The organism is Quadrisphaera sp. DVD1 (genome assembly GCF_058932755.1).
Map to the genome: position 1 here is coordinate 1 of NZ_JBZYWI010000120.1, position 9,669 is coordinate 9,669.

A 9,669-nucleotide genomic window follows, 5' to 3' on the forward strand; every position below is an offset into this window, starting at 1 on the left:
GCGTCGACGAGCACGGCCGGCGTGGCCGGTCGCGGCCCGCTCCCGGCCAGGTCGACGCGCACCGGAGCCGTGCCCCCGCCGCCGGCCTCCGCCGCCCCGGGGACCGACGCGGCGTCGAGCACCACGGCCGTGCCCGGGGTGGTCTCCTGCAGCAGGTCGAGCACGCCGCCGTCGGCGCCGCCGCTGGCGGGCCACGCGACGTCGCTGCGCGCCGGGGCGCCCAGGGAGGACTGCACCCCGGTGCGCCCCTGGGCGAGGGCGAGCCGGTACAGGTCCGCGGCGCCGGCCGCGGCGAGCGCCGCGACGTCGGGGTCGGCCTGTGGCAGCGCCACGGTCTCCTGGGCGCTGGCCTGGTCGCCCAGCCGCGCCAGCCAGGAGTCGTCCGCCCCCGCCGCCGCGGCGCCCGACCAGGGGCCCACGACGGCCGGGTCGACCACGAGCGCCACCCCGGGGCCGGCCGCGGCGCCCAGCACCCGGTCGAGGCGCCCGCCGTCGGCGGTCAGCTCCGCCATCCGGGCGGCGGGCAGGTCGCCGCCCACCAGCTCCGGCGCCCCGCCGGAGACCGGGGCGAGCACGGTCAGGCCGGTGGTCTGCGCGGGCGCTCCGGCGGGCAGCCACACGAGGAACGTGCGGACGGCGTCGAGGCGCACCCCGGCCGCGGGGTCCCACAGGTCGACGGTCACCCCGCGCGGCCCCCACTGGTCGCCCAGCTCGAGGGCCGCGGCGGGGATGAGCACCTCGACGCTCGCGCTGGCCCCCGCCGCGAGGGGGGCCGGCACGGGCACCTCCGCACCGGCCACGAACCGGTTCCCGCCCTGGGTGCCGTCGCCGTCCGCCCACTCCTGGACCGCGGCGCGGTCGGCCAGGACGGGGGAGTCGACGAAGACCCGCACCTGCGCGGCGCCGAGGGCGGAGCCGGTGCTGTTCTCCACCCGGACGGCGACCCGCACCTGGTCCGCGGGCCCCACCGCCCCGGGCGTCAGGGCCTCGAGCTCGAGCTGGACGCCGTCGTCGGCCTCGGCCGGCGCCTGGTCCGGGGTGGGCGCGGCCGCGGCGCCGGGGACCGCGGCGGCCGCCGTCGTCGTGGCGGTGGCGGTCGTGGCGGTGGCGGCGGCCGCGGGCAGCACGCCCCCCGCCAGCAGCGCGCCTGCGCAGAGCAGGGCTCGGACCCGACCCAGCCGCCTCACGCGGCGGGTCCGGCGAGGATCTCGTGCGCCGCGCGGGCGATCCGGCGCTCGTTGGAGAAGGACAGGCGGCTCGGCAGCTCCTCGACGGGCACCCACGCCGCCTCGACGGCCTCGGCGTCCGGGTCGCCCTCGACGCTGAGCTCGCCGCCGGTGGCCTCGAGCAGGTAGTGGTGGACGGTCTTGTGGATGCGCCGGCCCTCGACGGAGAACCAGTAGTCGATCGTGCCGAGGGGCTCCAGGACCCGTCCCACGATGCCGGTCTCCTCGCTGATCTCGCGGACGGCGGCCTCCTCGGGCGTCTCCACCCCCTCCAGGTGTCCCTTGGGCAGGCACCACTCCAGCCGGCCGGCGCGGTTCAGGCGGGCGATGAGCGCCGCGCGCGGGACGCCGCCGGAGCGGTCGACCACCAGGCCGCCCGCGGAGGTCTCCTCCACCGTGCGCACCGGGGGGCGCCCGGTGGAGCGCCCGCCGGTGCCTCCGTTCGTGCTCGCGCCGGGGCGCGCGGGCGTGCGGGAGGTCGACCGCCGCGAGCCCGGGGCGGGCGCAGCGGCGCTGGGGGACCCCGGGCGGGGGCGGTGCTCGCGCTCGCCAGGGGGCATGGCAGAACTGTAACGACGCCCCGTCTGGCACCCTTGGACCTCGTGCCCGTGCGTCCCGACCCCTCCCGCCAGCCCGCCGACGAGCCGGCCCTGGCGGCCCGCGTGGCCGCGGCGCAGCGGCGCGCGGTCGCCGAGCTGACCCGGGTGGCGCCGGTGGCCGCCGAGCTGGGCCGGCGCTTCGCCGCCGCCGGGCACGAGCTGTCGCTGGTCGGGGGCCCGGTGCGCGACGCGCTGCTGGGGCGCCTGGGGGCGGCGTCCACGTTCGACCTGGACTTCACGACCAGCGCGCGGCCGGACGAGACGCTGGCCCTGCTCAAGGGGTGGGCCGACGCGCACTGGGACGTCGGCCGCGAGTTCGGCACGATCGGCGCCAAGCGCGGTGAGGTCGTCGTCGAGGTGACCACCTACCGGGCCGACCGCTACGACCCCTCCTCGCGCAAGCCCGAGGTGGTCTTCGGGGACGCCCTCGAGGGCGACCTCTCCCGCCGGGACTTCACGGTCAACGCGATGGCGCTGAGGCTGCCGGAGCTCGTCTTCGTCGACCCCTTCGGCGGCCTGGCAGACCTCGCGGCGGGCGTGCTGCGCACCCCGGTGGCGCCCGAGCAGTCCTTCGACGACGACCCGCTGCGGATGATGCGGGCGGCCCGCTTCACCTCCCAGCTGCGCTTCACGCCCACGGCCGAGGTGGTGGCGGCCGCGACGGCCATGGCCGACCGGATCGAGATCGTCTCCGCCGAGCGGGTGCGCACCGAGCTGGAGAAGCTCCTGCTGGGGGCCGCCCCGGTCGCCGGCCTGCGCCTGCTCGTCGACACCGGCCTGGCCGACCGCGTGCTGCCCGAGCTGCCGGCCCTGCGGCTGGAGATCGACGAGCACCACCGGCACAAGGACGTCTACGAGCACACCCTCACCGTGCTGGAGCAGGCGGTCGCGCTGGAGGACGAGCCCGACCTCGTGCTGCGCCTGGCCGCGCTGCTGCACGACGTCGGCAAGCCCGCGACGCGCCGGTTCGAGGCCGGGGGCGGCGTGAGCTTCCACCACCACGAGGTGGTCGGGGCGAAGCTGGCGGCGAAGCGCATGAAGGCGCTGCGCTTCGACAAGGAGACGACCAGGGCGGTCGCCCGGCTCGTGGAGCTGCACCTGCGCTTCCACGGCTACGGCGAGGGGGAGTGGACCGACTCCGCCGTGCGCCGCTACGTCACCGACGCCGGGCCGCTGCTGCAGCGCCTGCACCGCCTGACCCGCTCCGACTCCACCACGCGCAACGCCCGCAAGGCCGCGCGGCTGTCGGCGGCGTACGACGACCTCGAGGCCCGGATCGCGCGGCTCGCCGAGCAGGAGGAGCTCGCCGCCGTGCGGCCCGAGCTCGACGGCGCGCAGATCATGGAGGTGCTCGGCGTCCGCCCCGGCCCGGTCGTGGGGCGGGCCTACCAGCACCTGCTCCAGGTGCGCCTGGACGCCGGCCTCATCGGGCCCGAGGCGGCCCGCGCCGAGCTGCTGCACTGGTGGGCCCAGCAGCCGGAGTCCCAGCAGCCGGAGACCCAGCAGCCCGGGACCCAGCAGCCCTCCTGACGCGCCGACCCCTCTCTCCGCACTTCTGCCGGGAAGTGCGCTCCGGAGGGGCTCCCGACCCGCACTCCTGCCGGGAAGTGCGGTCAGTGCCGGGGCGTGGTTCCACGGGGAACCACGCTCGCCGTCAGCGCGCGGCCCGGCGGTAGCCCGCCGCCAGCGCCAGCCACCACAGCGCCAGCGCCACGAGGAGGGGCGGTGACCAGCCGTCGTCCGGCAGCACGAGCGCAGCGAGGCCCGCGGCGGCCACGAGCGACGCGTTGAACAGCACGTCGTAGAGCACGAACACGCGCCCGCGGTGCGCGTCGTCGACGCCCGTCTGCACGATGGTGTCCACGGCCACCTTGACGCCCTGCGCCGCCGCGCCGAGGACGCCGGCGGCGGCCACGAGGACGCCGCCGCTCGGGGCCGCGAGCACGGCCAGCGGCGTCAGGGCCGCCAGCGCGCAGCACGCGCACGCCCACCGGACCCGCCCCCAGCGCTGCACGCCGGCCGGCGTGGTGGCCGCCGCCAGCGCGAAGCCGGCTCCGGAGGTCGCGAGCACCGCGCCGACCAGCGCCGTGGCCCCGGCGAGGTCGGTGGCGAGGCGGTTGCGGGCGAGGAGCAGCGTCGTCACGAGCAGGACGCCGTAGCCGAGCCGGTGCAGCGCGACGAGTGCCAGGGCCCGCGCCGCGGGGGGACGCTCGCGCAGGTGGGCGAGGGCGCCCGCCAGGTCGGCCGCGGGGTGCCGCGGCGTGCGCGCCACCTGCGCGGCGTCCGGGCCCAGCGCGCCGGCCGCGAACCCGCGGGCCACGAGCCCCGCCAGGGCGCACCCGAGTGCTGCGGCGAGCAGGAGGCGCGCGTCGCCGGCGTCCCCGCGCCCCAGCAGCGGCCGCGCCGCGAGCGCGAGGGCTCCGCCGGCGAAGGCCGCGGCGCTGCCCGCGGTGGGCACCACCGCGTTGGCGGCCACGAGGTCGCGCACGGCCACGACCCGCGGCAGGGAGGCCGACAGCGCGGCGAGCAGCAGCCGGTTCACCGAGAGGTAGGCCAGGGCGAGCACCGCCACCACCGGCCCGGGCCCGGCGAGCACGGCCGCCGCGGTGGCCGCGGCGAGCACGGCGCGCAGGGCGCTCGCGCCGACGAGCACCCGGTGGCGGGGGAGGCGGTCCACGAGCCCCCCCGCCCACGGGCCGACCAGCGTGAAGGGCAGGAGCAGCACCGCCGAGCCGGCGGCCACCGCGGCCGGCGTCGCGGCGCGCTCGGGGGAGAGCAGCACCAGGGAGGCCAGCGCCGCCTGCAGCACCCCGTCCGCGCCCTGGCCGAGCAGGCGGACGCCGACGAGGCGGCGGGCGGCGGGCGCGCGCAGCACCGCGCGGACGCCCTCGCGCAGCCCCGCGCTGGACGGCGCGCTGGACGGCGCGGAGGACCCGCGGGCGGACGCCGGACGGCCCGGCTCCCCGAGGGGGGCCGGGCCGTCCGGGGCAGGAGGTCGCGTCAGCGCTCGACCTCACCGCGGATGAAGAGCTCGACGTCGTCCTTGGCCTCGTCGTCGCGCTTCTGGATCGGCGGGGACTTCATGAAGTACGCCGAGGCGGAGGTGATCGGGCCGCCGATGCCGCGGTCCTTGGCGATCTTGGCGCTGCGGACGGCGTCGATGATGACGCCGGCCGAGTTGGGGGAGTCCCAGACCTCGAGCTTGTACTCCATGTTCAGCGGCACGTCGCCGAAGTTGCGGGCCTCCATGCGCACGTAGGCCCACTTGCGGTCGTCCAGCCACTGCACGTAGTCGCTCGGACCGATGTGGACGTTGCGCTTGCCCAGGTCGTGGTCGACGTTGCTCGTGACGGCCTGCGTCTTGGAGATCTTCTTGGACTCCAGCCGGTCGCGCTCGAGCATGTTCTTGAAGTCCATGTTGCCGCCGACGTTGAGCTGGTAGGTCCGGTCGACGATGACGCCGCGGTCCTCGAACAGCCGCATGAGGGCGCGGTGCGTGATCGTGGCGCCGATCTGGGACTTGATGTCGTCACCGACGATCGGCACGCCGGCGTCGGTGAACTTCTGCGCCCACTCCGGGTCGGAGGCGATGAAGACCGGCAGCGCGTTGACGAATGCGACCCCGGCGTCGATCGCGCACTGCGCGTAGAACTTCGCGGCGTCCTCGGAGCCCACGGGCAGGTAGCAGACGAGGACGTCGGCGCGGGCCTCGCGCAGGGCGGCCACGACGTCGACCGGCTCGGCGTCGGACTGCTCGATCGTCTCGAGGTAGTACTTCCCGAGCCCGTCGAGGGTGTGGCCGCGCTGCACCGGCACGCCCAGCGGAGGCACGTCGGCGATCTTGATGGTGTTGTTCTCGCTGGCGCCGATCGCCTCGGACAGGTCGAAGCCGACCTTCTTGGCGTCGACGTCGAAGGCGGCGACGAACTCGACGTCCTTGACGTGGTACTCGCCGAACTGCACGTGCATCAGGCCGGGGACCTGCGTGCCCGGCGCGGCGTCGGCGTAGTAGTGCACGCCCTGGACGAGGGACGCGGCGCAGTTGCCGACGCCCACGATGGCGACGCGGACGGAACCCATCCGAGCTCTCCTCACTGGTTGGTCGACAGCCGGCCGGTCGGCCCGCTGGTCGTGCTGGTGGTGCTGTCGGGCGCGGCCGTGGTGCTGGCGGCCGGTCCCGGGTCTGCGAGCGGGGGGGCCGCGAGGGGCGCGACCGGTCCCGCCGGGCGGCGGGCGCGGTCGCTGCGCTCGCGCTCGATGAGGCCGTCGAGCCAGCGGACCTCGCGCTCCACCGACTCCAGGGCGTGGCGCTGGAGCTCGGTGGTGTAGCTGTCCCGCCGCTCGGCGGTGCGCGCCAGCGACTGCCGGGCGCGCTCGAGCCGCTCCTGCATCCGCGTGCGCCGGCCCTCGAGGATGCGCAGGCGCGTCTCGGGGTCGGTGCGGGCGAAGAACACGAAGTGGACGTCGAACTGCTCGTCCTCCCACGCCGCGGGGCTGGACGTCGCGAGCAGCTCACGCAGTTCGGCTGCCCCCGCCTCGGTGAGCTGGTAGACCACCCGCCCCCTCCGCCCGGCCAGCGACGGGAGGGCGGCGGCGGCGTCCGACTGCGAGATGAGCCCCCGGGCCTGCAGGTCGCGCAGGGCCGGGTAGAGGCTGCCGAAGGAGATCCGGCGGCGCAGCGCACCGATGAGGACGTCGAGCCGCTTGCGCAGCTCGTAGCCGTGCAGCGGGGACTCGTGGAGCAGCCCGAGGACGGCGATGGTCAGGGCGTCCGAGCGCTTCGCCACGACGTCCACCTCGCTCTCCCGTGCTGCACCCGACCTCCCCGATGTATCGGTTCGATACATCGGGACGGTAGCCGCCGCTCCGTGCCCGGGCAAGCGCGCCGCGCCCGGAGGCTGCGCGTACGGCCCCGGACGCCCAGGGAGGCGACGCATACTGGGGACGCCGTCACCGTCTGACCGAGGGAACCCACTGGTGGCTCGTCCTCCCGCCCAGAACCGGCGCGCCGCCGCAGGCCGTCCCCGCCCGCCGGCGCGCTCGTCGTCGTCCGGCCGTCCGCCGTCCGGCCGCACGCCCTCGCGGGCCACCGCTCGCCGTCCCGACAGGCGCCGCCGCGGCTGGCGCCGCCTCGTCCCGACCTGGAAGGGCCTGCTCGGGCTGGCCGCCCTCGTCGGCGTGCTCGTCATCGGCGCCGCGGCGACCGCCTACGCGCTGATCGACATCCCGACCGCGGGCAACGCCGCCGCGCGCGCCGCGACCACGACGGTCTACTACGCCGACGGCACCACGGAGCTGGGCACGTTCGCCTCCGACGTCGACCGCGAGCCGCTCGAGGCCGACCAGATCCCCGAGGTGCTCAAGCAGGCCGCCGTCTCCTCCGAGGACCGCACCTTCTACGAGAACCGCGGCGTGTCGGTCAGCGGGCTCGGTCGCGCGGTCAAGGGCGTGCTGACGGGCAACAGCGACCTCGGCGGCGGCTCGACGATCACCCAGCAGTACGTGAAGAACTACTACCTCTCCGCGGAGAAGAGCTACACGCGCAAGGCCAAGGAGGCCGTGGTCGCGCTCAAGCTCGACCAGCGCATGACCAAGGACGAGATCCTCTCGAACTACCTCAACACCATCTACTTCGGCCGCGGCGCGTACGGCCCCGCGACGGCGGCCAAGGCGTACTTCGGCCTGGACGACATCTCCCAGCTCACGGTGCAGCAGGCCGCGCTGCTCGTCGGCATCTTCCCCTCGCCCTCGGCGTGGGACCCCGCCAAGAACCCCGAGCGCGCCCAGGAGCGCTACGAGTACGTCCTCGACTCCATGGTGCAGATGGGGTACCTCACGGCCGAGGAGGCGGCGGCCCAGCCGCAGATGCCCGCCACGGTCGCCCAGGACAACGGCCAGCAGTACGCCGGCCCCAACGGCTACCTCCTGCACGCCGTCGAGGACGAGGTGGTCCGCACGACCGGCCTCGACGAGGACCAGGTCGCCACCCAGGGCCTGAAGATCGTCACCACCTTCGACCCGCGCCTGCAGCAGGCCGCCGTCGAGACGATGGAGGACCCGAAGGCGTTCCCGACCGAGGACCGGCCCGCCTCCGTGCGCGGCGGCCTCGTGTCGATCGACCCGGCCACCGGAGGGGTGGTGGCCATGTACGGCGGCCCGGACTCCCTCACGGTGGGCGTGAACTCCGTCACCCAGGCGGTGGCGCAGGCCGGCTCCACCTTCAAGCCGCTGACCCTCATCGCGGCGCTGGAGGACGGCTTCTCGCTCTACGACACCTTCGACGGCCGCAGCCCCCAGACCTTCGGCGACGACTACGAGGTCAAGAACTTCGGCAGCGGCCGGGGCGAGCAGTTCGGCACCATCGACCTGCTCGAGGCGACCGAGAACTCGGTGAACACCGTGTACGTGGCGCTCAACGAGGAGGTGACCCCGCAGCGGACCTCCGAGGTCGCCGCCGAGGTCGGCATCCCCGACGTCGAGCCGGTGCTGTCCAACGTCCTCGGCACCGCCACCGTCCACCCGCTCGACATGGCGGAGGCCTACGCCACCTTCGCGGCCCGGGGCACCCACCGCGAGGCGCACTTCGTCACCTCCGTGAGCCGCGGCGAGGACGTCGTCTACCAGACCGACACCACCGGCCAGCAGGTCATCGACCCCGCGGTGATGGACCAGGCCACGCAGGCGATGCAGGGCGTGGTCACCTCCGGCTCCGCCGCCCGCAACGCCCGCGCCCTCGACCGGCCGGCGGCCGGCAAGACGGGCACCACCCAGAACGCCCGGGCCGCGTGGTTCGCGGGCTTCACCCCGCAGCTGACCACGGTGGCGGTGATGTTCAACCCGAACCCGGACTACGACCCCGACGCCTTCGACCCCCAGGACGAGGACACCTGGGCCGAGCTGCCCATCCCGCCCTTCGGCGGCGAGCGCTCGATCACCGGCGGCGGCATCCCCACGAAGATCTGGACCTCGTTCATGGTCAAGGCCCTGGACGACGTCGACGCCGAGGTCATCCCCTTCCCGAAGCCCAAGAAGACCCGGCCCACCGCCACGGCGACGCCGACCGAGACGGCCACCGCGACGCAGGAGCCGACGTCCGAGCCGACCTCCCAGCCGACCCGGACGGCGACCCCCACCCCGACCCCGACGGCCACGGCGAGCCCGACCCCGACCGAGGAGGACGACGCCCCGGACGAGGACCAGCTGCCCGAGCCGCTGGAGACCCCGGAGTCGCCCGCGCCCACACCGACCGTGGCGCGCACGCCGTGACGGCGTGACCCCTCCCGCCTCATGACCGCTCCCGCCCGCCGCCCGGACCCCGTCGTCCGGGCGGCGTCGGCGGTCGTCGGCGGCCCGGACGGCGCGCACCAGGCACCCGGCCGCGGCGGGCAGCTGCCGCTGCTGGTCCTCGGCTCGACGGCGGCGGTCGGGCTCGCCGTCCTGGCCCAGCAGCACTGCCGGGCCACGGGCTGGGCGTCGCCCGGGCAGTTCACCCACGCCTGCTACAGCGACGTGCCCGCGCTGGTCGCCACCGGCGGCTCCGCGGGGCAGGCGCCCGGGACCGCGCTGCTGCTGCGGGCGCTGGCCGCGGTGACCAGCACCCCGCTCGCGGCCTTCGACCTCGCGGCCGTGCTCGTGGCCGCGGTGCTCGCGGTCGGCGTCGTGCTGCTCGCCCGCACGGCCGGGCGCCCCGGCCCCGCCGCCCTGCTGGCCCTGTCCCCGGTCCTGGTCACCAGCGCCCTCGTCTCCCTGGACCTCGTGGCCGCGACCCTCGTGGCGGCCTCGTTGCTCGCCTGGGCCCGCCGCCGCCCCGCGGCCGCGGGCGCGCTCGCGGCCCTCGGGGCGTC

Annotated in this window: 7 protein-coding genes and 1 pseudogene; 3 read left to right on the top strand and 5 right to left on the bottom strand. The window is 76.1% G+C overall.

Translation table 11 applies throughout. The features are described from left to right. On the bottom strand, positions 1 to 1,127 hold a 1,127-nt coding region (locus AC5FZL_RS12765), incomplete at its 3' end, for a DUF6049 family protein (RefSeq protein WP_493619178.1). Between the two features lie 56 nt (positions 1,128 to 1,183). Continuing rightward, the gene (locus AC5FZL_RS12770) at positions 1,184 to 1,786 is read right to left on the bottom strand and encodes an NUDIX hydrolase (RefSeq protein ID WP_493619180.1); all 603 of its coding nucleotides are present in this window, start codon (positions 1,784 to 1,786) and stop codon (positions 1,184 to 1,186) included. 48 nt (positions 1,787 to 1,834) lie between these two features. On the opposite strand from AC5FZL_RS12770, the gene AC5FZL_RS12775 reads away from it, so the two are divergent. Then, entirely contained in the window at positions 1,835 to 3,355 is a 1,521-nt protein-coding gene (locus AC5FZL_RS12775; protein ID WP_493619190.1) for a CCA tRNA nucleotidyltransferase, read from the top strand. Positions 3,356 to 3,479: 124 nt separating this feature from the next. Here the strand turns inward: AC5FZL_RS12775 and AC5FZL_RS12780 are convergent, their stop codons facing one another. The 3 genes from AC5FZL_RS12780 to AC5FZL_RS12790 all read right to left on the bottom strand — a co-directional run bounded on the left by AC5FZL_RS12780 (position 3,480) and on the right by AC5FZL_RS12790 (position 6,612). Further along, positions 3,480 to 4,700 carry an MFS transporter gene (locus tag AC5FZL_RS12780; RefSeq protein ID WP_493619182.1) on the bottom strand — a complete coding sequence of 407 codons (1,221 nt, stop codon included), beginning with the start codon at positions 4,698 to 4,700 and terminating at the stop codon, positions 3,480 to 3,482. Positions 4,701 to 4,825: 125 nt separating this feature from the next. Beyond that, on the bottom strand, positions 4,826 to 5,905 hold the full coding sequence (locus AC5FZL_RS12785) for an inositol-3-phosphate synthase (RefSeq protein ID WP_493619184.1): 1,080 nt from the start codon (positions 5,903 to 5,905) through the stop codon (positions 4,826 to 4,828). Between the two features lie 11 nt (positions 5,906 to 5,916). Continuing rightward, positions 5,917 to 6,612, bottom strand: coding sequence for a PadR family transcriptional regulator (locus tag AC5FZL_RS12790; RefSeq protein WP_493619186.1), 696 nt, complete (start codon positions 6,610 to 6,612; stop codon positions 5,917 to 5,919). Positions 6,613 to 6,802: 190 nt separating this feature from the next. On the opposite strand from AC5FZL_RS12790, the gene AC5FZL_RS12795 reads away from it, so the two are divergent. Both AC5FZL_RS12795 and AC5FZL_RS12800 read left to right on the top strand, forming a co-directional pair. Beyond that, positions 6,803 to 9,091 carry a transglycosylase domain-containing protein gene (locus AC5FZL_RS12795; protein ID WP_493619188.1) on the top strand — a complete coding sequence of 763 codons (2,289 nt, stop codon included), beginning with the start codon at positions 6,803 to 6,805 and terminating at the stop codon, positions 9,089 to 9,091. 21 nt (positions 9,092 to 9,112) lie between these two features. Next, a pseudogene (locus AC5FZL_RS12800) lies at positions 9,113 to 9,669 on the top strand (hypothetical protein); the annotation flags it as partial.